Raw genomic sequence first — 23,305 nt, forward strand, 5'->3', positions numbered from 1 at the left:
CTTCCCTAATCGATTATTTTAATGCTTTTTCAACATCTTCAAGCATTAATTCTGTACACTTAATACCGCCGCCTGATAAATACCACACATCCGGTGTTAATGAGACGACTTTATTTGTTTGTCCTGCTTTTGTTTGAGCCACTAATTCATTTTTAGCTACATTATTTTGAGACGTATCGCCACCAATTGCTTTCGTGCGGTCTACCACAAAAATAATATCTGGATTTTTTTCTAACACATATTCATAAGAAACCGATTGTCCGTGAGTTGATGCTTCGATCTTATCATCCGCTACCGGGAATCCAAATGTATCATGAATGATACCGAAACGAGAACCTTCACCATAAGCTGATAGCTGTCCTTCATTTACTAATGTCGTCAATGTTTTCAACCCACTTGCTTGAGCATCTTTTTTAACAGCTTTAATTTTATTTTCAATCGTTGCTACTTTTTCTTTTGCTACTTTTTCTTCGTCAAAGATTTTAGCTAACGTCTTAATGTTACTTACTGTTGATTCCCATGTCTTAGAACTATCTACTGATAAATAAACCGTTGGCGCTATTGCTTCAAGGTCTTTTTTATAATCTTCTTGACGTCCTGAAATAACGATTAAATCTGGTTTTAGTTGATTAATTTTTTCTAAATCTGGTTCTTTAAGTCCACCAACTGATTCAACCTCTTTAAAACTTTCTAAATACTTAGGTAAATTCTTTTGAGGAACACCAATAACTGACTTTTCTTTCCCTAATTCACGAATCGTATCAAGCGATCCCATATCAAAAACGACTACTTTTTTCGGATTGGTTGGTACCTCTACTTTTCCAGAAGCATCTTCAACCGTGATAACTTGGCTAACCTTGTCACCTTTTGCTTCGTTTTCCTCTTTATTATCAGCCGGTTTTGAACACCCCGCCATAACCAACATTCCTGCTAGTACTATCCCAAATGCTTTAAACTTTGTTTTTCTCATCATCTTAACCTTCATCCTTTCTCTTTTTAATTTCCTTTTTTAAGGTAGTTGATGCCATTAAGATTCATTAAAGTAAAGACAGAAACGTTTGCCCTCTAACTCACAGACACGAATACTCATGTCATATAAACTATCAAGGACTTCCTTTTGAATCACGTCATCCGTCGGGCCATGCTTATAGACTTGGCCGTTTTTCATTGCGACAATTTCATCTGCATAACTTGAGGCAAAGTTAATGTCATGTAGGACTATCACAACTGTCTTACCATGATCATCCACCAGGCGTCGCAACGTCTGCATCATTTGAACCGCAAAGTTCATATCTAAATTATTAAGAGGCTCATCTAATAATATATAATCTGTATCTTGAGCGAATACCATCGCAATATACGCACGCTGTAATTGTCCACCAGAAAGCGAATCTATCGGTTCATTTTGCAACTCTTTTAGACCTAGATAGTCTAAAGCTTCATCAATTTTTTTGTTGTCTTCTTTTGTCAGACGGCCTTTGCTATAAGGAAAACGACCAAATGCAACTAATTCACGAACTGTAATCTTTAAAGTAACCGCATTGGCTTGTTTTAAAATCGATAATTTCTTTGCTAAATCATTTTGTTTCCAAGATTTCACTTCATCTCCAGCTAGATAAATCTCACCTGTATCTTTTTCAATCAAGCGACTCATCATTGACAATAGCGTACTTTTCCCCGCACCATTAGGACCGATAAAGGCTGTTAATTTTCCTTCTGAAATTGGTAAATCAACATCTGTCACGACAGGTTTTTTACCGTACTTTTTTGATACTTTTTCAATTTTCATATTAACTTGCCTTCCTCTCACCTAAAATTTTGGTCACAAAGTAAATTCCGCCGATGAATTCAATGACTACGCTCATTGTTGTATTCCAGTGAAATACTTGCTCTACGAAAAATTGACCGACTACTAATAAAAGAATTCCGATCAAACTTCCTCCAATAAATAACGACTGATGACGAAATGTTCCTAAAAATTGATAGGTTAAATTCGCCACAATAAACCCTAAAAATGTAACAGGACCCACTAAAGCAGTCGATAAAGCAACAAGTAAACTAACTGCAATCAATAATCGAAGTTGTAAGCTATCTACGGCCACGCCCAAATTTAACGCCTTGTCTTTACCTAAATGTAAAACATCAAGTTGTGGCGCTTTAAGCCATAGATACACAATCGTGACAGCCATCAAAACACCTGCAACCGTCAACAAGGACACATCTACATTTCCAAAACTAGCAAATAATTTCCCTTGTAGCTTATCGTATTCATTTGGGTCTAATAAAACTTGCATAAATGTGCTAAAGCTACTAAAGAACGTGCCTAAAATCATACCTATCATTAATAATAAAAATAAATTCTGTTGACCCTTTTTTAGTAAAAAGTAAAATAATCCAGTACTTAACCCAACCATCAACACGACGTTGAGTATAAACATAAATGGTCTGTGTCCCATTAACCCAGCCGACTCTCTTCCCATGAAGAAAAATAAAATGGTCTGAATTAAAATATAAAGCGAATCAAACCCTAAAATACTCGGTGTCAGAAAATGATTTTGTGTAATCGTTTGAAATGTTATTGTCGCATAGCTGGTTGCGACACCAACAAACATAAAGGCTAATAACTTTTTACCCCTAAGTTTTAATGCAAACTCCCAGTTGCCATATGTATGATACGTTAAAAACAACCAACTCATCACTATAACGGCTACAACCAATAACACTAGTTTTCCTCTAATTGATAATCTACTTACTCTCATTTTCGTGCCCCCTTTAATAATAAGGCAATGAACATGACGCTACCAATCACACCTACAACTAAGCTAACTGGCACTTCATAGGGTTGAATAATTAACCTTGAGATAATATCACAGACAATCAAGAAACAACTCCCCGCACCTGCCGTCAACCAGATTGTCTGTTTCATTTGATCGCCATAATAGAGCGAGACAACGTTTGGAACAATAACGCCTAGAAATGGTAACCCACCAATAGTCACAAGGACCACGCTACTTGCTAAAGCAACAATACCTAAACCAAATAACTGAATCACTTTATAGTTCAAGCCGATTCCTGTCGCCATATCTTCTCCCATCCCTGCTATCGTAAAGTGATACGCATAAAGGTAAGCAAGAAGTAACAGTGGTACTGTTAGATAAACTAACTCATAACCACCGCGCGTAATCGTTGCAAAATTCCCTTGCAACCACGAAGACATATTTTGAACCAGTTGAAGTTGATACGCAAAAAACGTGACAACCGATCCGATAATATTACCAAACATTAACCCCACTAGAGGAACCATTACCTGATTTTTACGAGGCAATCTCTGAATAAGTTGGATAAATAGCACTGTCCCTAAAAATGCAAACAGAAACGCTACCCCTGAACGAACGAAGGTCGAGCTATTCGGGAAAAAGACCATTGCAATCAATATCCCTAAACGTGCACTATCCATTGTCCCCGCTGTTGTGGGCGATACAAATTTATTTTGAGTGAGATGCTGCATAATTAACCCACACACACCACTTGTTGCACCTGCAATAATCAGGCTTACAGTTCGTGGTACACGTGTACTCCATAAGACTAATTTCTGAGTCTCGTCCAACTGAAAGATATCTGTCACTGGGATGCTCTGAACACCTATAAATAACGAAGTAATCGCTAGTAGTATTAAACAAATAATAACAACACTTTTTTTCAAACCAGCGTCTCTCCTTTTGTAATTGAGAATGATTTTCACTATCAGTTGTAAGTGTAAGGAATTTAAGCATAAAAAGCAAGCGTTTTATAGCCTATTTCACTAACTTTTATCCCTTATTAGTTATGGTCAACTCAGACAGTATAAGTTTCCTATGATATAATAAATAAAATACAACTAATCAATTGGAGTGATACTATGCCTTCGAAGGACGTTCAAGACTATTTAGAAAAAGGAATGTACGGCGCCCCACAACTTAAACCAGAAGAAAAAAGACAATACTTAGGAACCTTTCGTGAACGTGTTTATTTAACAATGACGATTGCCGAAATGCGTGATAAAAAAAACGTGACACATTTTAAACAAGAGCTCCAAGATAATCCTGGTCAACAACTGTTGTTAAATGCTGCCGCTGATTTTTCGCTACAAAATAATTATATGGTCATCGCCCAAAAAGCAAACTGTCCTTTTAAAATCATAGACAGTGATGAAGCGTTGTCTGATGAAACAATCGGACTTGTCTACGCAGGCGATACTGCTGTTAATGTTGAAAAAGTTGCCGTTTCAGAAAAATACGCACCTGTTCGAAAAACATCTGAACAAGTCACCGCTGCTGCGGAAAAACCTGAAGAAAAAACCAGCTTTTTTGCTAAGTTATTCAAAAAATAAAAAGCGACCTACTCATCAGTAGGCCGCTTTTTATTTTAATGGCAACACAATATTTTCATACTCTCTCGGAGCTAAGTTTGTAACTGTTACACCTAGTAACCTAACACCTCTCGCTATCTCACCCAACTCTTCCCATAACTCACTAGCATGGTAGTAAATACTCTCAGCACTTGAAAGATAATCTGTAATCGTGTGCCGTCTTGTTATCGTCTCATAATCAGCATAACGAACTTTAAGCACCACTGTCTGACCTTGCTTGTCATTTTTTTTGAGCGACTCTGCCACTCTAGTTGACAATTCTCTCAATTGTAAGGTTACATCATTCTCTGAAACTAGCGGCTTACTATAAGTATTCTCTCTACCTAATGACTTGCGTTCTCTATTCGGGTTAACCGGTGCATTGTGAACCCCTCTTACTTTACGATATAACTCATATCCCATCTTACCAAACTCTTGAATGAGCGCCATTTCACTTTTTTTATAGAGATCTTCTCCATTAAAAATTTCTAACTCATGCATTCTAATAACAGTCTTCTTACCTACACCATGAAATTTTTCAATCGGAAGTTCTTTTAAAAATGCTTCAGCTTCATCAGGTAATACTACAGTTAAGCCCCTTGGTTTTTCAAAATCTGAAGCTAATTTCGCTAAAAATTTATTATAACTCACCCCCGCCGAACATGTTAAGTGCAACTCTTTCCAAATATCTAATTGAATCATCCGTGCCACTTTAATAGCGCTTGATGACCCAACTTTATTCTCAGTGACATCTAAATATGCTTCATCAAATGCCAGTGGTTCAATGATAGCCGTATAACGTCTAAATATTTCGTGAATTTGAGCAGAAATTTCTTTATAATACTCCAAGTTCCCTTGAACAAAGTTAGCTTTAGGACAAAGTTCATAGGCTTTTTGAGCACTCATAGCCGAATGAATCCCATACTTCCTTGCCTCATAATTAGCTGTTGTGACAACCCCTTTGCCACCTGTCTGTTTGGGATGACGAGCAATCACTAACGGTTTTCCAACTAATTCTGGATTATCCCGCTCTTCCACAGACGCATAAAAAGCGTCCATATCTAAATGAATAATCTTTCGTGATAAATCATTATTCAACGGAAAACGCAGCTCATTACTCATAACATCACTCCTCTTCTTAATTATAAGCGAACGTCAGTTCTTTATCAATCAAAAAAAACACACCTTAGTGGCATGTTTATTTGTTTAAGATGCTTCCAATCTTCGTTGTCATCAAATCAATAGCGACTTGATTTTCGCCACCCTCTGGGATAATGATATCAGCATATTTTTTAGTTGGTTCAATAAACTGAGTAAACATTGGTTTTACAACAGATAGATACTGATCAATGACTGAATCTAGCGTACGGCCACGCTCTTCCATATCGCGCTTAATACGACGAATAATACGAATATCATCCTCAGTGTCAACATACACCTTGATATCCATCAAATCACGTAGACGTTCATCTTCTAAAATCAAGATTCCTTCTACGATAATTACTTCTTTTGGTTCTTGATGAACGATTTTGTCGCTTCTAGTATGTGCTTCATAATCATAGACAGGTTTGTCTACCGCTTTAAATGCGATTAAATCCGTCAATTGTTCAATCAACAAATCTGTATCAAACGCAAAGGGATGATCATAATTTGTTTTTAAACGTTCTTCGAATGCTAAATGACTTTGATTTTTATAATAAGAGTCTTGCTCAAATAATAAAATAGAGTGGTCTTTAAACTCATTTAAAATAGCCTTACTTACACTTGTTTTGCCACTACCTGATCCACCCGTTACACCAATAACGATTGGCTTTGTCGACGTATCCATTTTTGATAAAACCCTCTTTCCGCATACTATTATCTTTATCTATACTAATCTATATTGCCTTCAGATTCAATCAAAAAATAACGTTTATGATTATATTTTTACTTTGAATTAAAAAACACATTCAATTTCTCTCGTTCTTCTTCAGAAAATAACCGACAGCCGCCTAATTCTAATGTTTCATCTAAAATAATAGGTCCTATACTCAAGCGTTTTAAATAAGTGACTTTTTTCCCTACTGATAAAAACATTTTCTTCACTTGATGAAATTTACCCTCATCAATATCCAAATAGCAATGACTATCATTTTTTGAGCTTTCAATAATACGCAACTCCGCAGGACGACAAACAGGCCCATCCAAAAAGGCAACCCCTTGCTTAAAATAAGCAACATCTTCAGGCGTCACTTCGCCGTTCACACGGACTTCGTAACGCTTCACAACCTTTTTATCAGCCATTGCTAGCTGATAAGCAAGCTGACCATTATCGGTAAGAAAGACAAGTCCCTCTGTATCTCGGTCCAACCTACCTACAGGAAATAATCCTTCAACCTCAGGTCCTTCACCTATCAAATCAATTACTGTTTGATGTTTATCATCTTTTACTGCTGTGACTACCCCTTGTGGCTTATTAAGCATAATATATCGATGTGCTTTCCCTTGCAAATGAGTGCCTTTTACTCTAACTTCCTGGATGAAAGGATCCACGTTATAATTAATCGTCATTACGATTTCGCCGTCGACCGTTACTTGCTTAGATAACAATAATCTCTTCACTTGTTTTCTCGACCCTTGCTTTTGTTCTTCTAAAAATTTGTCTAATCTCATAGTAATAACTCACTTCCGTTATCTTATCTACAAAAAAAAGTCCATCATAAATGATGAACATTTTAAAAACGTTTATTATTTTAATAATAAACTTGTCATACGTTGAATACAAAAAGCAATAACATCTGTTGTTTCATCTTGCTCTTTTTCAGAAGCATCGAATTTTTCACGATCAACTTTTCCAGCTGGTGCGTCAATAGAGTCTACCATATCTTTACAAGCGGCTACATAAGATGTATATGCTTTTTCTAATTTTTTATGAATACCGATTACTTTAACCGGTGCTTTTAATGCAACGATAGTCGCAAGCATCTCTTCATAACGCGCAGCACCTGAAGAAAAATTAGTATGAACTTCTGTTAATTTTTCTGATGATAAGTCTTCATTGTTATCTAATGATGTTCTCACGTCAACGAAAAATGGGTTTAATTTATCCCCAATAGCTTCCGTTTCTGTTACGATATCATTTATCTTTTGTACGTAAAATCCTAAATTTGGTTTCATAGTATAATCCTCTTTCTTTTCCCTCTTTTTAAAATCTATTCCTATTTTACACTGTTTCAACCAATAAAAAAAGGGGTCTAGCTAATAACATAGCTCCCCCCTTCTATTTCTGTTACATTTTACCTTGTTTTCTTTGAACAAATTTTACAATTTCCACGATTGGGATAATTGCAAATGATGACCCAAAGACTACTGCCCATTGGTAGCCATCTAAATGACTCACACTAAATAGGTCATTGAATCCTGGAATAACAATCGTACTTGCTAATAACACAAACGATAATAGCGCCGCATAGTTAAAGAATTTATTGCGGAATGCGCCTACTTTGAACAATGATTGATGTACTGACTTCACATTGAACGCATGGAATAATTGAATTAAACCAAGTGTCGCGTATGACATCGTTAAAGCATCAGCATGAATCGCATTATAATCACCTGTATGAACAGGGTAAGAGATTGCAAAGAAGTAAACACCTAACGTAATCGCAGCTTCTAAAATCCCTTGATAAATAATACTACTCATCACGCCACCTGAGAAGAAGTTTGAATCACGACCACGAGGTGAATGTGCCATAACATCTTTTTCAGCCGGTTCTAGCCCTAAAGCAATCGCTGGGAATGTATCTGTTACTACGTTTATCCATAATAGGTGAACAGGTAGCAAGGTATCCCATCCTACTAGTGTTGCAATAAATAATGTTAAAACCTCACCTAAATTGGCAGCAAGTAAATATTGAACTGTTTTTTGAATATTAGAGAAGACTTTACGTCCTTCCTCTACAGCTACAATGATTGTAGAGAAGTTGTCATCCGCAAGAACCATATCACTAGCCCCTTTGGAAACTTCTGTCCCTGTAATACCCATCCCAATTCCGATATCTGCTGTTTTAAGCGCGGGAGCATCGTTAACACCATCACCGGTCATTGCAACCACTTTACCTTCATTTTGCCAAGCTTTAACAATACGTACTTTATGCTCTGGAGAGACACGTGCGTAAACTGAATATTGCCCTACCACTCTGGCAAATTCTTCTTCAGATAATTCGTTTAAATCACTACCTGTAATAACGGCTTCATGTTGTCCCTCCTGTAAGATACCAAGGCGAACTGCAATTGCTTCTGCTGTATCACGGTGATCACCTGTAATCATAATCGGTCTGATACCTGCTTCTTTAGCAACTTTTACTGCTTCTGCTGCTTCTTTACGCTCTGGATCGATCATCCCAACAAGCCCTGAGAATGTTAAGCCTTGTTCTAACTCATCAGTAGAAACAATCGCTGGCATTGTATCAACAATACGGTAAGCCATTGCTAGTACGCGAAGAGCTTGTTGACCTAGAGCTGTATTAGTTTCTAAAATCAATTGACGCTGAGTATCATCCAAGCTCAACACATTACCATCTAAGTCATAATTTTCACAACGTTTTAACAACTCATCTGGCGCTCCTTTAGTGGTAATCATAAAGCGACCATTATCTATTTTATGAACGGTTGTCATTAACTTACGAACAGAATCAAACGGTAACTCTTCAACACGAGGCTCGTCTTCTAACTTCTCACGAACATCGAAGCCTTTATCCAAACCAAATTGAACCAATGCTGTTTCTGTCGGGTCTCCAATCAGATTACCTTCAGATGAGAATTTTGTATCATTACAGTAGTTCATGATTTTTAACGTTTTACTATCTGACATTGTCGTATCAGCTGCGTCAACCAATTGATTATTTGTAAATATTTTTTCAACTGTCATTTGGTTCAGCGTTAACGTTCCTGTTTTATCTGAACAAATAATGTCTGTACTACCTAATGTTTCAACAGCTGGTAATTTTCTAACTAGAGCATTACGCTTCGCCATTTTTTGTGTCCCTAAAGCTAAAATAATTGTTACAATCGCTGGTAGTCCTTCTGGAATGGCTGCTACCGCTAGAGATACAGACGTTAATAGCATCTCTACCCAAGTGTGATCGCCTTTCATCATCCCAACACCAAACATAATCACACAGATACCTAAAATAGCAATCGTCAACGTTTTACCTAATGAATTTAAGTTCTGTTTAAGTGGTGTATCTGTCTCATCAGATTGTGCTAACATGCTAGCAATCTTACCAACCTCAGTTGACATACCTGTTCCAACTACAACACCTAACCCACGACCATATGTCACATTACTATTCATGTACGCCATATTGATTCGGTCACCAATACCAATATCTGTTCCTTCTAAAACGACAACTTCTTTCTCAACTGGAACAGACTCACCTGTAAGAGCGGCCTCTTCAATCTTAAGAGAGTTCGCTTCAATCAAACGAATATCAGCTGGAATAACATCTCCAGCTTCTAGCGTTACAACATCACCCGGTACTAATTCTGTACTTTTTACCGTTTGGACATGCCCATCTCTGATTGCATTAGCATTCGGCGTTGACATACTTTTAAGTGCATCAATAGCTTGCTCTGCTTTCGCCTCTTGAACCACTCCGAATATTGCCATGATGACAACCACCACAATAATCATAATCGCTTCCACTTTATCACCCGTAAAGAATGATACTAACGCCGCTGCCAGCAAGACCATAATCATAAAGTCTTTAAATTGATCAATAAATTTACTAAATAGAGATTTTTTACTTCCCTCATCTAACTCATTTCGACCATATGAAGCCAAACGTTCCTCTGCATCTTTACCAGATAAACCTTTTTCAGTTGTCTCCATTTTTTCTAAAACCTCAGAACTCGTTTGAGTATAAAAGGCTTCTTGTAGCTGTTTCTTTTTTTCTTCTGACATTTGCTTTCCCCCCTACTTTTTCACTTCTTCACTTTACTCAATAAGATAGAAAAAGAGACCTATGTATGCTTAAATAAGCATACATAGGTCTCACTAATTAAGACAACACCAGAAAATATAGTTTTCAGTGTTGGTGATGTTGTCACGGCTCACGCCGCCAGTTACTCCCCTATGAGCAAGTTCATGTTAATTATATACAATATTCACTAAATATGCAATTTATAAGATAACACTTCGTTTAATTTTTATCCTCCATCTTAAAGCTTTTCACCCAAAAATTATCCATGCTCCCTTGTTCCATACCTTGAATAAATTTTTGCCGAATATCTGGATAAGATTCAGATAGCGTACTAATGACACCTTTAACTTCTTCACGCTTTGTTTTCTTATCAACGGGACAAGGGTTAAATATAATGGGTAACTCCTCACGATTAACCAACTTTATAATAGCTTTTTCCTCTAAATAAATCAAAGGACGAATAACAGTTAAATCAACATTACTAAGATACGTAATCGGGTCGAAGCTGGCCATTTTACCGTGAAATAAAAAATTCATAAAGAATGTTTCTATAGCGTCATCTAAATGATGCCCTAGAGCAAGCTTATTACACCCTAACTCTTTTGCCCGTTTATTTAAAATACCACGACGTAATTTAGCACAAAGCGAGCATGGCGATCGCTCTTTCTTTATATCAAAAACGACGGTTGAAATATTTGTAGGGACAACTTCCAATTGGTAACCCAAGGAAGCTACAAACTCTTTCATTGGTTTGATATCCATCCCAAACGCCATATCTAAACTGATTGGCACGATATCAAAGTCAAATCCTAACCGTCTGTCTCGTTTAACTCTATCTAAAAAATAAAGCAACGATGTACTATCTTTTCCACCGCTCATTCCGATTGCTACTTTATCACCAGGTTCTATCAACCCATGATTTAAAATAGCACGTCTGATTGGGGTGTAGTAATTTTGATTGTCTTTCTTTTTAAATCCCATTTACTTACTCCTTATAAAAATTCATTTCAACACTATAACGATGACCTGATACTAAATCATAACTGATTAACTCATAATCCTCATATACTTTTTGAGTTTCTTCTGATAGCGTTCTTTCTTTTGACCATTTTCCATTACTGTAATACCTATTTTTCTCAAAAGCCGGTAACCCTTGCTCCAACTTAATTAATAATTCATAGTATCCAGGTAAGGCCTTCCCTATCTTCCCGAATAATTTAGGGCCAAAATAAATCGGACTAAGTATGCTGCCTTTTCCGCTATCTACAGGTTTGAATGTATCCTCTGAATCAATCATCATAAACTCCGTCAAATGAAGGGCTGTTTCGCCATTATTTTTCTTGGTTTGCTCACCGTAAATACCAGGTAAATGATCTCCCCAAAACACCACAAGCGTTCTTCTATCTAATACCTTTAACTCTTTAACAAACTTGGCCAGAGCTTGGCTCGTATAACCAATATCTTCTAAATAAGTTTTAAAACTAATAGGATTTTCTACACCTGAAACCTGTTGATTAGACACCTGATATTTCTCAGAATATGGCATATGCGTCTGCATAGTTACCAGATGAATAAACTGTCCTTTCTGACTTTCATTCAATTTCTTGATTACCTCTGAAAAAGCTGATTCATCTGATATATAAGAGTTATTTTCTATCTTATCTTGATAGGTCATTTCTTTTTCTGAAATAAATTGATCAAACCCTAAAACATTATACACATCTTTTCGCTTATACATTGATGTATTATAAGGATGTATCGCTGTTGCTTCATATCCTTCATTTTTTAATACACTCACAATAGAGGGCAGTTCCTCTAGCTTAGGTACTAACATCGTATAAGGCGTTGTCATTTGGGAATTTAATGGTTCTAACGAAATCCCTGTTAGAGCTTCAAATTCAATATTTGCCGTTCCACCACCATAGTTTTGTGACAACATTTGCCCACTATAAGTCTGATGTGCCAACTCATGATAAGGTTGTAGGGTATCTCTTGAAAATTTTGGGCCGGTTAAATGACCTGGATCCGAAAAACTTTCTGACATAATAAATACAATATTAGGTTGGTCAGTCGCATTATTCTTATGTTTATTTGTCTGATAAGTTTTAACTATTTCAGCAATCCTATCTTTAGAATAGCCTTTCGGTTTCGTCATAGGTTCTACTTTTAAATTATATAAAAATCCTCCTACAAATCCCGTATTGTAGTAATTCATCTCTTGACTATACGGGACCCACAACGCTGTATGATTATAACCTTTTCTAAGCAAGTTATTGGGAGAATTAAACTGACTGCTGTACCCTACACCCACAAGCCCAATCACTAAAAAAATCCCTCTGTAAATCTGTCTGTTTTTAGGCAACTTAATACTTCTCAGTGCCCAGTAGATACTTATTCCTATCAACACCACTATTATGATAACTAACCCAATAACAAGCACTGGACCTACCATATCTTTTAAAACAGACCATTCCGTTATCATTTTCAAATCATCTGGATAAAGAGGTTCCATTCGGTACTTAATTTTTTGATAATTCGCAATCCCTAGTACTGTTATCCCTAAACTATATAGTAACAAACTAACTGATAAATTGGCCACAATACCGTAACATACTCCCCATACGCTCAGTAGAACAAGCGTACCAAGAATAAATTTTTCCGTGTGCCAAGACACTATAAATTTACTTGCCAAATGCCAAGAAAAATGATTTTGGGCCAATTGTAAGTACACATGGCTTAAGAAGACAACAACTAAAACTAAAAACACACGACCTAACTTTTTCAGCACTAGTTCGCCTTCCAAAATTCATCATACATTGTAATCGGCAAGTGACGCTTATGAGCTGTTTTAGTATACCAATTCTCAATCTTAATTGCAGCCTCTTCTGTTACTACTTCACCTTGAAGGTAAGCATCAATTTCTTTATAGGTTACGCCTAGCGCCACTTCATCCGCTAACATCGGTTTATCTTCTTCTAAATCAGCTGTCGGTACTTTTAAATACAACTCTTCAGTCGCTCCAAGCTCTTTTAATAACGCTTTTCCTTGTCCCTTAGTTAAACCTGCAAGTGGTAAAATATCTGCACCACCGTCACCAAATTTAGTAAAGAAACCTGTCACACTTTCCGCTGCGTGGTCAGTTCCAATAACCGCACCATTACAATCACCAGCTACCGCATATTGTACAATCATACGTTGTCTCGCTTTAATATTTCCTTTATTAAAATCACTGATGTTTAACCCCGCTTCTGAAAGAGATAGGCTACTTGCATCAACTGCCTCTTTTATATTCACAACTAATTCTCTATCTGCTTGAATAAATTCTAATGCTTTTTGGGCATCTGATTCATCTGCTTGCTTTCCATAAGGTAAACGGATTGCGACAAATTGATAGCTCTCATCTTTTGTCTCTTCACGTAATTCTTCAATCGCCAATTGAGCCAATCGACCCGCTAAAGTAGAATCTTGACCACCACTAATCCCTAATACTAATGATTTTAAAAATGTATAACGTTTCAAATAGTCTTTCATAAAATCAATTCTTTTTCTTAGTTGTTCTTTAGGTTCAATACGTGCCTCTGATTGTAAAGCTTCTATAATTTCTCGTTGTTTTTCTCTCATTTTTCACACTCACCTTTCAATTAAAAATAAGAGCAAGCCATCTCATACGATAGGATTTGCTCTTATTTGGTCCGACTTATTATAACGCTTTAATGTCGCTTCTTACTGATTCAATAATCCGCATTTTATTATCATAAGCCTCTTGAGATAAGTCAACTGGATAAATTTGTGGATTTAAGTCACGCTTGTACTCATCCCACAACCCTGCATAATTAGCCATAGATAACGCCTTAATTTCTGATAAAGTCGGTAAATCATACACCAGATTTCCATCTTCAAAAATAGGTTGTAAAATAGGACGCGCTTCAAAATTGGTAACAGTCTTGTTGATATAAGTATGAACAGGATGGAACATGTAAAGCTCCTCTAATTCATTAGGATCTTCATGCCACAACGCAATATAGTCCCCCTCTGATTTTTTAGTTTCTTTATGTGTCACACGCCACACTTGCTTTTTACCTGGTGTTGATACTTTTTCAGCATTATTTGATAATTTAATCGTATCAACCATATTCCCTTTATCATTTTCAATCGAAACTAATTTATATACAGCACCTAATGCTGGTTGATCAAAAGCTGTGATTAACTTCGTTCCAACGCCCCATACATCAATTTTTGCGTGCTGCATTTTTAAATTCAGAATAGTCGCTTCATCTAAATCATTTGAAGCGTAAACTTTCGCTTCAGTAAAGCCAGCTTCATCTAATTGTTTACGAACTTTTTTAGAAATATAAGCCATATCACCACTATCAATACGAACTCCTAGGAAGTTAATTTTATCTCCCATTTCCTTTGCAACTTTAATCGCATTTGGTACACCTGATTTTAACGTGTCATATGTATCTACTAAGAATACACAGTCTTTGTGTGTTGTTGCGTAAGCTTTAAAGGCTTCATAGTCATCTCGATAAGACTGAACAAGTGAATGAGCATGAGTCCCACTAGTTGGTATGCCAAAAATCTTACCCGCGCGAACATTACTTGTCGCATCGCAACCACCGATGTACGCCGCACGCGTTCCCCAAATTGCTGCATCCATTTCTTGCGCTCGTCGAGAACCAAATTCCATTAACTTTTCATCACCTACAACTGATTTTATGCGAGCCGCTTTAGTTGCAATTAACGTTTGGTAATTAATCACATTTAAAATAGCTGTTTCAACTAATTGACATTGAGCAAGCGGACCTTCAACTTGTAAAATAGGTTCATTATTATATACCAATTCCCCTTCAACTGCCGAGCGGACTGTACATTCAAATTTAAATTCTTTTAAATACGTCAAAAACTCTTCCGGATAATCTTCCACATCACGTAAATAAGCAATATCAGATTCACTGAATCTTAAATTCTCAAAATAATCAACTAACCTTTCAAGACCTGCAAATACACCATAGCCATTTTTAAACGGCATATTTCTGAAATAACATTCAAACACTGCATGACGCTCTGCTCTACCTAATTCCCAATAGGTTTTCATCATATTAATTTGATAAAGATCAGTGTGTAGTACTAAACTATCGTCTGGATAACTTGTCTTGTTCATGTCATACCCTCTCTACTTTTTACTATAGAAGCTTCATTTGACCCTTCTATTATTCCTCTCTATTGTAACATGTTTTGCGTAGAGTCTAGATTGATATGTTTAAAAATACTGTGATATTTTAATACAAAAAAAAACTCTACCCCAAAAGGGATAGAGTTTTGAACAATTAAATTTAAATTATTTAACTGTGATTGAAGCGCCAACTTCTTCTAATGAAGCTTGTAAAGCTTCAGCTTCAGCTTTAGAAACGCCTTCTTTAAGTGGAGCAGGAGCGCCATCTACAACAGCTTTAGCTTCTTTTAAGCCTAAACCAGTAGCTTCGCGAACAGCTTTGATAACTTTAACTTTTTGGTCTCCAGCTGCAGTTAATTCTACAGTGAATTCTGTTTGCTCTTCAGCAGCAGCGCCACCAGCAGCAGCAGCAGCTACAGGAGCAGCAGCAGATACGCCAAATTCTTCTTCGATTGCTTTTACTAAGTCGTTTAATTCTAAAATGCTTGATTCTTTCAAATCAGCAACGATTTGTTCAATGTTTAATGCCATTTTTAAATTCCTCCATTATTATGTTGTTTTTTTTAGTTTGTAAAGATTAAGCCGCTATTAAGCCACTTCTTCTTCTTTTGAATCTGCCACTGCATTGATAGCGTACGCCACGTTGCGGACAGGAGCTTGTAGTACTGAAAGTAACATTGATAGCATACCTTCGCGGTTTGGTAATTGTGCTAAAGCATTGATATCTTCTACTGAAGATACTTTACCTTCGATTACGCCACCTTTGATTTCTAATGCTTCCGCATCTTTAGCGAAATCGTACATAATTTTAGCTGGTGATACTACGTCTTCATTACTGAAGGCGATTGCTGTAGGTCCAGTAAATACTTCTTCCATACCTTCTAAACCTGCTGCAACAGCAGCACGAGAAAGGATAGAATTTTTGATTACTTTCATTTCAACATTAGCATCACGTAATTGTTTACGTAAGTTAGTCACTTCATCAACAGTTAAACCACGGTAATCTACTACGACTACAGAAGCTGCTTCTTTGAATTTAGTTGTAACCTCTTCAACAAGTTGTGCTTTTTTAGCAATAATTGCTTCGCTCATTTTAATTTCACCTCCTGAGTTTTTGATGGTGGGGTCTCATACTGCCAAGGCAATAAAAAAACTCCATGCCACCGTTGACATAGAGGGACTATTGACATTACTGCCAGATATTGTCCTCGGTAGGGAATTAAGGCAAATGCCACCTACTGTCTTCGGTACGTCTTATTAGACTTAACTTAATCACTTTACCATAGGCAAAGTGATTAGGTCAAGAAATTTTTCTAACTTTATATTATAAATTAGATAGAAGTAGTATCGATTTTAACCCCAGGGCCAAATGTAGTTGTTACTACTAAGTTCTTCATGTATGTACCTTTAGTTGCAGCTGGTTTAGCTTTAACCATTACATCATGAATAGTGTTGAAGTTTTCTACTAATTTAGCATCGTCAAATGATACTTTACCGATTGGCACGTGGATGTTTCCAGCTTTGTCAACACGGTAAGTTACTTTACCAGCTTTAACTTCTTCGATAGCTTTAGTAACGTCCATTGTAACAGTACCAGTTTTAGGGTTAGGCATTAAACCTTTAGGTCCTAAAACGCGTCCTAATTTACCAACTTCACCCATCATGTCTGGAGTAGCAACGATAACATCGAAGTCAAACCATCCTTGTTGGATTTTAGCTGCCATATCAGAATCACCAACGTAGTCAGCGCCTGCTGCTTCAGCTTCTTTAGCTTTTTCACCTTTAGCGAACACTAAAACTTTTTGAGTTTTACCAGTTCCGTTTGGTAATACAACCGCTCCACGGATTTGTTGGTCCGCTTTTTTAGGGTCAACGTTTAAACGGTAAGCAACTTCAACTGTTGCGTCGAATTTTGCGATGTTTGTTTCTTTCGCTAATGCGATAGCTTCTGTAATTTCATAAGCTTTATTTGAATCAACTTTTTTTAATGCATCTTGCATTTTTTTGCTTTTTTTAGCCATTATGTTTCCTCCTTGATTGTGGTTATAACGGTAGAACCTCCCACGGAATTTATATCTTTCAATATAAACCGACTGAGAAGCTACTTCCGGTGGTTACAGTACATTCTTTAATTGTTTGCCAGGCTGTGGCTTTACACAAAGATTAGTTATCTACTGTAATCCCCATGCTTCTTGCAGTACCTTCAACCATGCGCATTGCTGATTCGATACCAGATGCGTTTAGGTCCTCCATTTTAAGAGTAGCGATTTCTTTAACTTGGTCGCTTGTTACTGATGCAACTTTAGTTTTGTTTGGCTCGCCTGAACCTTTGTCCACTTTAGCAGCTTTTTTAAGTAATACAGCAGCTGGTGGTGTTTTTGTAATAAATGTAAATGAACGATCTTCATATACAGAGATTACTACTGGAATGATTAATCCAGCTTGATCAGCAGTACGTGCATTGAATTCTTTAGTGAATCCCATGATGTTGATACCCGCTTGACCTAACGCAGGACCTACTGGCGGTGCTGGTGTTGCTTTACCTGCAGGAATTTGCAATTTAACGATTTTTTCTACTTTTTTTGCCACGAGACATACCTCCTTAAGTCCGTGATGTGGTTATATGGAGATTAAGATTTCTCCTCCCACCTTCTTTTGTTGCCAAAAGAATACGTGTTTCCACGCACTTGTATAATTATAGTGGATACGGCTTTATATAGCAAGCCCTTTTCTTTTCATTTCTATTAAAACTCTTACCATTCTAATAGTACTCCCTAATTTTTTTATACCATTGGATATGTTATCATGACACTATCAAGTAAATCTAACAGACCAAAGGAGAATTAGCATGTCTACAGGACAATTTAGAAGTGTTTTTGATATTATCGGCCCCGTAATGATTGGGCCAAGTAGTTCTCATACAGCAGGTGCTGCTCGTATCGGAAAAATTATTCGTAAAATTTTTGGAGAACTCCCTGAACAAGTGGACATTTTACTCTATGAATCATTCGCCAAAACTTACCGCGGCCACGGAACAGATATCGCTCTAGTTGGTGGCTTATTAGGAATGGAGCCCGATGATCCACGCTTGTCTTCATCACTTAAATTAGCACATGAAGCTGGAGTTGAGGTCGCTTTCGTTCCGAAAAAAGAACAAGCGGATCATCCTAACCAAGTGACAATGCGCCTGATAAAAGGCGACCGTAAATTAAGCGTAACAGGTATTTCAATTGGCGGTGGTAATATTCAAATTACTGAAATAAACGGTTTTAAAATTGCTTTAAATGCCGGCGTCCCAACCTTTATCATTGTACATAAAGACATTACTGGAGCCGTTGCAAACGTGACCCGTATTTTCCAAGAACAAAATATCAACATCGCCATCATGAATGTCACTCGTGAAAACAAAGGCGGTAACGCTATGATGGTTATCGAAGTAGATTCCCCTACTGCCGACAGTTGCATCCCTGAACTGGAGAAATTATCTGAAATTCAAAACATCTCATTCTTTAACTAATTACATACTACGGAGGATTAAATCATGTTCGAAACTATAGAGGAACTGGTCGCCCTAGCTAATAAATGGGGCAGTGTCGCTGAAGCAATGATCCAACTTGAAATGCAAGTATCAAAAGCCTCTCGCGAAGATATTATCAAACATATGCAAAAAAATCGTGACGTTATGCTAGCTTCTATTAACAGAGGGACAGCAGGTGTTACTTCTGTTACAGGCTTAACTGGTGGCGACGCCCCCAAAATGAATGCTTATCTTGAAAAAGGTAAATTTTTAAGTGGCGATTCTATTCTTAAAGCGGTTCGCAATGCCATCGCCGTTAACGAAGTAAACGCTGAGATGGGATTAATTTGTGCCAACCCGACCGCAGGAAGTGCTGGCGTTGCTGCTGGTGTGTTAGGTGCGGCTATTGAAGATTTAAACTTAACAGACGAGCAACAAACTGATTTCTTATTTACTGCTGGTGCATTTGGACTAGTTATTGCTAATAACGCTTCTATTAGTGGAGCTGCTGGCGGATGTCAAGCTGAGATTGGCTCAGCTAGCGCTATGGCAAGCGCCGCTCTAGTTGCTGTATCAGGTGGTACACCTGAACAATCAGCACAAGCTATCGCGATTACACTTAAAAATATGATGGGGCTTATCTGTGACCCTGTTGCTGGCCTTGTTGAAGTACCTTGTGTTAAACGTAATGCTTTGGGTGCTTCGCAAGCTTATGTATCAGCTGATATGGCTTTAGCTGGTATCACAAGTGTCATCCCACCAGATGAAGTCGTTATTGCCATGGGCAAAGTCGGCGAACAAATGCCAACTATTTTTAAAGAAACTGCTGAAGGGGGCCTTGCTGATACACCAACTGGCCGTCGCATTGCAAAAGAATTATTCAAATAAAAAAGAACTCTTAGGAGTTCTTTTTTATTTACGCCACAGAAAATAAGCTACTAAATCATCTACTTGCCTATTTTCATGAAGTAAACTATGTTGTGCACGCCAACCTCTAACCTCACGCTCGATATAATAATTTACTTTTCCTTCTATTATATGTTTTAAAGCTCTCGCACTCGAAGTAGAGACTACACCGTCACTTTTACTTCCATTCTTCAAATCTCCATAGATATTTAAAATACGTAAGCTATTCGGTAACCGTTCACTATAACTTTTCAAATAACGGTACGTCTCATGAAAATGATTAGGTCCGTTCTCATCACAATCATACTTAGTGATCCCCGACTCATGTACCACTTCGCTATTAAAAGGGCTTCCTATACAAACTAACTTTCTAATTTGAATAGCGCTAAAATCATGAGCATGATCCACAATATATCTCAGACCTGTAATCCCACCCATAGAATGTCCCACAAAATCCACCTCAACAACACCGTACTCTACCTGTAATTTAGTGAGAACATCATTCAACCACATTCCTTGTTGCCATTCTGTAGGATTACTTTCTTTAAAGATAATCTGAATTAATGGAGCCGGACCATTATTATAATAATCTAACTCACCATCTATTGTAATATCCCCAGTTTTAGACACCTCAATATCCATAACTTTTTTAGCCTTCTTAGCTTTTGTCAAACGCTTGATCATACTCCCTAAAGAACGCCTTGTTCCATTTGTACCATGCATCATAATGGTCGGCACAATACGATTTTTTTCTTTAGACCTACACTCTAATTCCTCTTGATAACTTAGCTTATTTCTAATCAAATGAGTTGAAAAAAAATCTGAACATTTCAAAAAAACTTCTTTATACCATTTCATTTTTCTCATTCTCCCTCTACTTCAGGATTTCATGTACGAAAAAAGCCAATACTTCACAATAGGAGTACCGACTTTCTTCATAAAATTATAATTTATCGATTTGCTCGAAATCTAACTCTGTTGACGTTTCACGACCAAACATATCGACTGTTACTTTAAGTTTTTGACGTTCTAAATCGATTTCGAAAATTTCCCCTGTCAACCCAGAGAAAGCACCATCGATAATCTTAACAACTTCACCAATCTCAACATCTAATTCTTTATGGCGCGCGCTTAGTCCAAGTTTACGTAAGATGTGCTCGATTTCTTCTTTTAATAGTGGAGCTGGTTTACTACCTGCACCATGAGAACCAACAAATCCTGTAACGCCTGGTGTATTACGAACAACATACCAAGAATCATCTGTCATGACCATTTCAACTAAAACATATCCTGGGAATGTTTTATTGATATTAATTTTTTCTTTACCATTTTTCACTTCGCGTTCTTCTTCTTCTGGAACAACTACACGAAAAATAAAATCATCCATCCCCATGCTTTGTGCACGTGATTCAATATTAGCTTTAACCTTATTTTCATAGCCAGAATATGTATGCAATACATACCATTGTCTTTCAAATGTTTCCATTTCTAGCATCCTACTTTCTTGTGTAAAATAAAAAAACCTCAGTCTTTTCCGAAGTTCTCTCTGTCAATTAGTATATCACTCTTGTTAGGCATTTACTAGTTATTTTAAAAAAAAGCCCTATGACATAGGGCTTTTTATTTCTCCATTACGAATTTTAACAATATAATTCGCTAAATTTGTCCAGTCGGTCGCACGTGGTGGCGCTAACCAAACTATTTTATTATCAATATCCTCATAAGTACTTGGTGAATCGGTCAATACTAAATCAACTTCTCTATAATCATCATTAAATTCGATATTAATAGAATTCAAAAACATCATATTCTCTTTGATAAATTCGACATAGTTCAGCCCTAATCCAAAATCAACACATACTGTAACTGCCTTAGATATATTGGAAAGGGAGATATATTTTATAAGTACTAGCAAATAGTTATAAAACAAGTGTTGTTGATAGTCATCAATATTCGGTAACTCACAATTCATAATATATTCTCTACAAAAGTGGAAATACTCATTATATGTTTCTTCAAAATAGGTCACCTCTAAATTATTGGGCATCCACATATTGTTAGGAGCGAACGCCAATATCCCATATGCAGAGATAATCAAATCATTAACAAACTCTTCCTCTGTCCTTTTCAAAACAATCTCATTTTGGAAGCCTTTTTTAAATTCATTAATAAAGTCCCCCACATAAGTATGAAGCACTGAATCGTTTGGTACATCAATACAATCAGATACATCTAGCATGTGTTCAGTTAACAGTATCCCCATTATAACTGTTGTTTCATGCTCAAGCGCCTCTTCTGAAAAAATCCCAATATTTTCTAAAGACATATAAACACTTTGCCAAATGATAGAGTCTCTCGAATAAATATCTATTGCTCTATACCCAATGCCACTATAATCCGTTGATTTATGACGATGAATAGACATATCAATGTAATGAAACAATTTGTTTCTTGATACCTTTTTACAACTTAAACCCGTGTCAAAAACTAAACGATCTACTATTTCTCCTACACCCAAATGTATTGTTTTAGGGTACATAATATCTGCATTGTGATCCACCCTATTAAATAAATGATAGAAGAAATATCTAATATTTTCTTCTGGACCTATCAAATCAAATTTCTTAGTAATCTCAATATCAAATTCTGACATAAATTGCTTAAGTTCTTTAACCATTTTATACATCGTTGACAAACTGATAAAATTATCTTCTGCAAATTCATTCATATTCAACTCGTCATTCATATAAATATCTAACAACAAGTTAAACTTCAAGGAATTTTTAACCAACATCTCTAATAATAATTCCGAATTGGCTTGATGAGATTCAAAAAGAACAATATCTGAACCAGAAATCATCAAATTAAAATAATCACTTAAATTATATTCTTCAAAATCAAGTAACAATTCTTCAATAATTTGATTACAAATAAATTCTGAAATTCCCATCATTTCTTGAAGTTCGATTTTAGCAACTGAAAAATCACTTGCTATTTCCAAAATTCTGACAAAATCTAATTTTCGTTTAGCACTTTTATCTAGCAAATTATCAATCATCACATACCACCTATTATATTCCCTATATTAATTTATCTCATTTTTAAAATTGAACGCTTGAAAATAAGATCACCTTATTAACAAAAAACAAAATAAAGAGACCTAACTGAACATTATATGACAAAAAAGCTTATATAGTTAATCTTTTTTGTTTTATAAGACATTATTTAAAAGTATCCTTTCAAATAAAACTTGATATTATATACATGATATCATAAAATTTGTTTTTATTTTCCATAATTTTAAGAAGTTTTTAAAAAAAAGAGAAAATTTAAAAAAAGTCATCCCTAAATGTAGG

At 36.4% G+C, this 23,305-nt stretch carries 23 protein-coding genes and 1 other annotated feature; of the genes, 3 read left to right on the forward strand and 20 right to left on the reverse strand.

All coding sequences use genetic code 11. The features are described 5' to 3' along the window. Positions 1-13: 13 nt before the first annotated feature. Genes OL233_RS10005 through OL233_RS10020 form a run of 4 tightly spaced genes read right to left on the reverse strand, consistent with a single transcriptional unit; the run spans position 14 to position 3,703 of the window. Positions 14-970 (reverse strand): siderophore ABC transporter substrate-binding protein, encoded by a 957-nt coding sequence (locus OL233_RS10005; RefSeq protein WP_437184417.1) that lies wholly within the window; start codon positions 968-970, stop codon positions 14-16. 57 nt (positions 971-1,027) lie between these two features. Continuing rightward, positions 1,028-1,789, reverse strand: coding sequence for an iron ABC transporter ATP-binding protein (locus OL233_RS10010; protein WP_275472171.1), 762 nt, complete (start codon positions 1,787-1,789; stop codon positions 1,028-1,030). 1 nt (position 1,790) lies between these two features. Next, complete coding sequence (fitB, locus tag OL233_RS10015; protein WP_275472172.1) at positions 1,791-2,759, reverse strand: iron chelate uptake ABC transporter family permease subunit FitB; 969 nt, start codon at positions 2,757-2,759, stop codon at positions 1,791-1,793. Further along, a complete protein-coding gene (locus OL233_RS10020; RefSeq protein WP_275472173.1) occupies positions 2,756-3,703 on the reverse strand; it encodes an ABC transporter permease in 948 nt (315 codons plus the stop codon). The genes fitB and OL233_RS10020 overlap by 4 nt, the downstream gene beginning before the upstream one ends. A gap of 195 nt (positions 3,704-3,898) precedes the next feature. Between OL233_RS10020 and OL233_RS10025 the strand changes: the two genes are divergently transcribed. Next, the gene (locus OL233_RS10025) at positions 3,899-4,369 is read left to right on the forward strand and encodes a YueI family protein (RefSeq protein ID WP_275472174.1); all 471 of its coding nucleotides are present in this window, start codon (positions 3,899-3,901) and stop codon (positions 4,367-4,369) included. A gap of 30 nt (positions 4,370-4,399) precedes the next feature. On the opposite strand, the gene dinB is transcribed toward OL233_RS10025, so the two are convergent. The 13 genes from dinB to rplK form a co-directional block, all read right to left on the reverse strand. Beyond that, entirely contained in the window at positions 4,400-5,509 is a 1,110-nt protein-coding gene (dinB, locus tag OL233_RS10030; RefSeq protein WP_275472175.1) for a DNA polymerase IV, read from the reverse strand. 76 nt (positions 5,510-5,585) lie between these two features. Beyond that, positions 5,586-6,215 (reverse strand): uridine kinase, encoded by a 630-nt coding sequence (udk, locus tag OL233_RS10035; protein WP_126832692.1) that lies wholly within the window; start codon positions 6,213-6,215, stop codon positions 5,586-5,588. Between the two features lie 98 nt (positions 6,216-6,313). After that, a complete protein-coding gene (locus tag OL233_RS10040) occupies positions 6,314-7,039 on the reverse strand; it encodes a pseudouridine synthase (protein WP_275472176.1) in 726 nt (241 codons plus the stop codon). A 75-nt stretch (positions 7,040-7,114) separates the two neighbouring features. Further along, positions 7,115-7,543 (reverse strand): hypothetical protein, encoded by a 429-nt coding sequence (locus OL233_RS10045; protein WP_275472177.1) that lies wholly within the window; start codon positions 7,541-7,543, stop codon positions 7,115-7,117. Positions 7,544-7,655: 112 nt separating this feature from the next. Then, positions 7,656-10,331 (reverse strand): cation-translocating P-type ATPase, encoded by a 2,676-nt coding sequence (locus tag OL233_RS10050; protein ID WP_275472178.1) that lies wholly within the window; start codon positions 10,329-10,331, stop codon positions 7,656-7,658. A 238-nt stretch (positions 10,332-10,569) separates the two neighbouring features. Further along, entirely contained in the window at positions 10,570-11,331 is a 762-nt protein-coding gene (locus tag OL233_RS10055; RefSeq protein ID WP_275472179.1) for a tRNA 2-thiocytidine biosynthesis TtcA family protein, read from the reverse strand. Between the two features lie 4 nt (positions 11,332-11,335). After that, on the reverse strand, positions 11,336-13,138 hold the full coding sequence (locus tag OL233_RS10060; protein WP_275472180.1) for an LTA synthase family protein: 1,803 nt from the start codon (positions 13,136-13,138) through the stop codon (positions 11,336-11,338). Then, positions 13,138-13,971, reverse strand: a complete 834-nt coding sequence (gene nadE / locus OL233_RS10065) for an NAD(+) synthase (protein ID WP_275472181.1) — start codon at positions 13,969-13,971, stop codon at positions 13,138-13,140. Before nadE ends, OL233_RS10060 begins: the two co-directional genes overlap by 1 nt. Before the next feature lie 79 nt (positions 13,972-14,050). Further along, positions 14,051-15,514 carry a nicotinate phosphoribosyltransferase gene (locus OL233_RS10070; protein ID WP_275472182.1) on the reverse strand — a complete coding sequence of 488 codons (1,464 nt, stop codon included), beginning with the start codon at positions 15,512-15,514 and terminating at the stop codon, positions 14,051-14,053. A gap of 177 nt (positions 15,515-15,691) precedes the next feature. Continuing rightward, on the reverse strand, positions 15,692-16,057 hold the full coding sequence (gene rplL / locus OL233_RS10075; RefSeq protein ID WP_275472183.1) for a 50S ribosomal protein L7/L12: 366 nt from the start codon (positions 16,055-16,057) through the stop codon (positions 15,692-15,694). A gap of 57 nt (positions 16,058-16,114) precedes the next feature. Then, positions 16,115-16,618 (reverse strand): 50S ribosomal protein L10, encoded by a 504-nt coding sequence (rplJ, locus tag OL233_RS10080; protein ID WP_275472184.1) that lies wholly within the window; start codon positions 16,616-16,618, stop codon positions 16,115-16,117. Positions 16,619-16,663: 45 nt separating this feature from the next. Continuing rightward, positions 16,664-16,792, reverse strand: a sequence feature (ribosomal protein L10 leader region). 65 nt (positions 16,793-16,857) lie between these two features. Next, positions 16,858-17,547: a 50S ribosomal protein L1 gene (rplA, locus tag OL233_RS10085; protein WP_275472185.1), complete on the reverse strand. Its 690-nt coding sequence runs from the start codon at positions 17,545-17,547 to the stop codon at positions 16,858-16,860. A gap of 142 nt (positions 17,548-17,689) precedes the next feature. Beyond that, on the reverse strand, positions 17,690-18,115 hold the full coding sequence (gene rplK, locus OL233_RS10090; RefSeq protein ID WP_275472186.1) for a 50S ribosomal protein L11: 426 nt from the start codon (positions 18,113-18,115) through the stop codon (positions 17,690-17,692). A 259-nt stretch (positions 18,116-18,374) separates the two neighbouring features. Between rplK and sdaAB the strand changes: the two genes are divergently transcribed. Further along, positions 18,375-19,043, forward strand: a complete 669-nt coding sequence (sdaAB, locus tag OL233_RS10095) for an L-serine ammonia-lyase, iron-sulfur-dependent subunit beta (protein WP_275472187.1) — start codon at positions 18,375-18,377, stop codon at positions 19,041-19,043. 24 nt (positions 19,044-19,067) lie between these two features. Then, the gene (sdaAA, locus tag OL233_RS10100) at positions 19,068-19,931 is read left to right on the forward strand and encodes an L-serine ammonia-lyase, iron-sulfur-dependent, subunit alpha (RefSeq protein ID WP_275472188.1); all 864 of its coding nucleotides are present in this window, start codon (positions 19,068-19,070) and stop codon (positions 19,929-19,931) included. A gap of 24 nt (positions 19,932-19,955) precedes the next feature. Here sdaAA and OL233_RS10105 read toward each other — a convergent pair whose 3' ends face one another. From OL233_RS10105 to OL233_RS10115, 3 genes are all read right to left on the reverse strand, one after another. Further along, on the reverse strand, positions 19,956-20,807 hold the full coding sequence (locus OL233_RS10105; RefSeq protein ID WP_275472189.1) for an alpha/beta hydrolase: 852 nt from the start codon (positions 20,805-20,807) through the stop codon (positions 19,956-19,958). A gap of 85 nt (positions 20,808-20,892) precedes the next feature. After that, a complete protein-coding gene (gene nusG / locus OL233_RS10110; RefSeq protein WP_126832662.1) occupies positions 20,893-21,435 on the reverse strand; it encodes a transcription termination/antitermination protein NusG in 543 nt (180 codons plus the stop codon). 117 nt (positions 21,436-21,552) lie between these two features. Further along, on the reverse strand, positions 21,553-23,007 hold the full coding sequence (locus OL233_RS10115; RefSeq protein ID WP_275472190.1) for a helix-turn-helix domain-containing protein: 1,455 nt from the start codon (positions 23,005-23,007) through the stop codon (positions 21,553-21,555). Positions 23,008-23,305 lie beyond the last annotated feature (298 nt).

This window comes from Vagococcus proximus (assembly GCF_029143285.1).
Lineage (GTDB): Bacteria > Bacillota > Bacilli > Lactobacillales > Vagococcaceae > Vagococcus_D > Vagococcus_D proximus.

Excerpts from the sequence above, each read along its gene's own strand:
- fitB (WP_275472172.1), bottom strand. The coding sequence starts at position 2,759 with ATGAGAGTAAGTAGATTATCAATTAGAGGAAAACTAGTGTTATTGGTT.
- sdaAB (WP_275472187.1), top strand. The coding sequence starts at position 18,375 with ATGTCTACAGGACAATTTAGAAGTGTTTTTGATATTATCGGCCCCGTA.
- OL233_RS10115 (WP_275472190.1), bottom strand. The coding sequence starts at position 23,007 with ATGATTGATAATTTGCTAGATAAAAGTGCTAAACGAAAATTAGATTTT.
- OL233_RS10040 (WP_275472176.1), bottom strand. The coding sequence starts at position 7,039 with ATGAGATTAGACAAATTTTTAGAAGAACAAAAGCAAGGGTCGAGAAAA.
- sdaAA (WP_275472188.1), top strand. The coding sequence starts at position 19,068 with ATGTTCGAAACTATAGAGGAACTGGTCGCCCTAGCTAATAAATGGGGC.
- dinB (WP_275472175.1), bottom strand. The coding sequence starts at position 5,509 with ATGAGTAATGAGCTGCGTTTTCCGTTGAATAATGATTTATCACGAAAG.
- OL233_RS10005 (WP_437184417.1), bottom strand. The coding sequence starts at position 970 with ATGAGAAAAACAAAGTTTAAAGCATTTGGGATAGTACTAGCAGGAATG.
- OL233_RS10010 (WP_275472171.1), bottom strand. The coding sequence starts at position 1,789 with ATGAAAATTGAAAAAGTATCAAAAAAGTACGGTAAAAAACCTGTCGTG.
- rplJ (WP_275472184.1), bottom strand. The coding sequence starts at position 16,618 with ATGAGCGAAGCAATTATTGCTAAAAAAGCACAACTTGTTGAAGAGGTT.
- nadE (WP_275472181.1), bottom strand. The coding sequence starts at position 13,971 with ATGAGAGAAAAACAACGAGAAATTATAGAAGCTTTACAATCAGAGGCA.
- rplA (WP_275472185.1), bottom strand. The coding sequence starts at position 17,547 with ATGGCTAAAAAAAGCAAAAAAATGCAAGATGCATTAAAAAAAGTTGAT.
- OL233_RS10055 (WP_275472179.1), bottom strand. The coding sequence starts at position 11,331 with ATGGGATTTAAAAAGAAAGACAATCAAAATTACTACACCCCAATCAGA.
- OL233_RS10070 (WP_275472182.1), bottom strand. The coding sequence starts at position 15,514 with ATGAACAAGACAAGTTATCCAGACGATAGTTTAGTACTACACACTGAT.
- OL233_RS10105 (WP_275472189.1), bottom strand. The coding sequence starts at position 20,807 with ATGAAATGGTATAAAGAAGTTTTTTTGAAATGTTCAGATTTTTTTTCA.
- OL233_RS10050 (WP_275472178.1), bottom strand. The coding sequence starts at position 10,331 with ATGTCAGAAGAAAAAAAGAAACAGCTACAAGAAGCCTTTTATACTCAA.
- udk (WP_126832692.1), bottom strand. The coding sequence starts at position 6,215 with ATGGATACGTCGACAAAGCCAATCGTTATTGGTGTAACGGGTGGATCA.
- OL233_RS10045 (WP_275472177.1), bottom strand. The coding sequence starts at position 7,543 with ATGAAACCAAATTTAGGATTTTACGTACAAAAGATAAATGATATCGTA.
- OL233_RS10025 (WP_275472174.1), top strand. The coding sequence starts at position 3,899 with ATGCCTTCGAAGGACGTTCAAGACTATTTAGAAAAAGGAATGTACGGC.
- nusG (WP_126832662.1), bottom strand. The coding sequence starts at position 21,435 with ATGGAAACATTTGAAAGACAATGGTATGTATTGCATACATATTCTGGC.
- rplL (WP_275472183.1), bottom strand. The coding sequence starts at position 16,057 with ATGGCATTAAACATTGAACAAATCGTTGCTGATTTGAAAGAATCAAGC.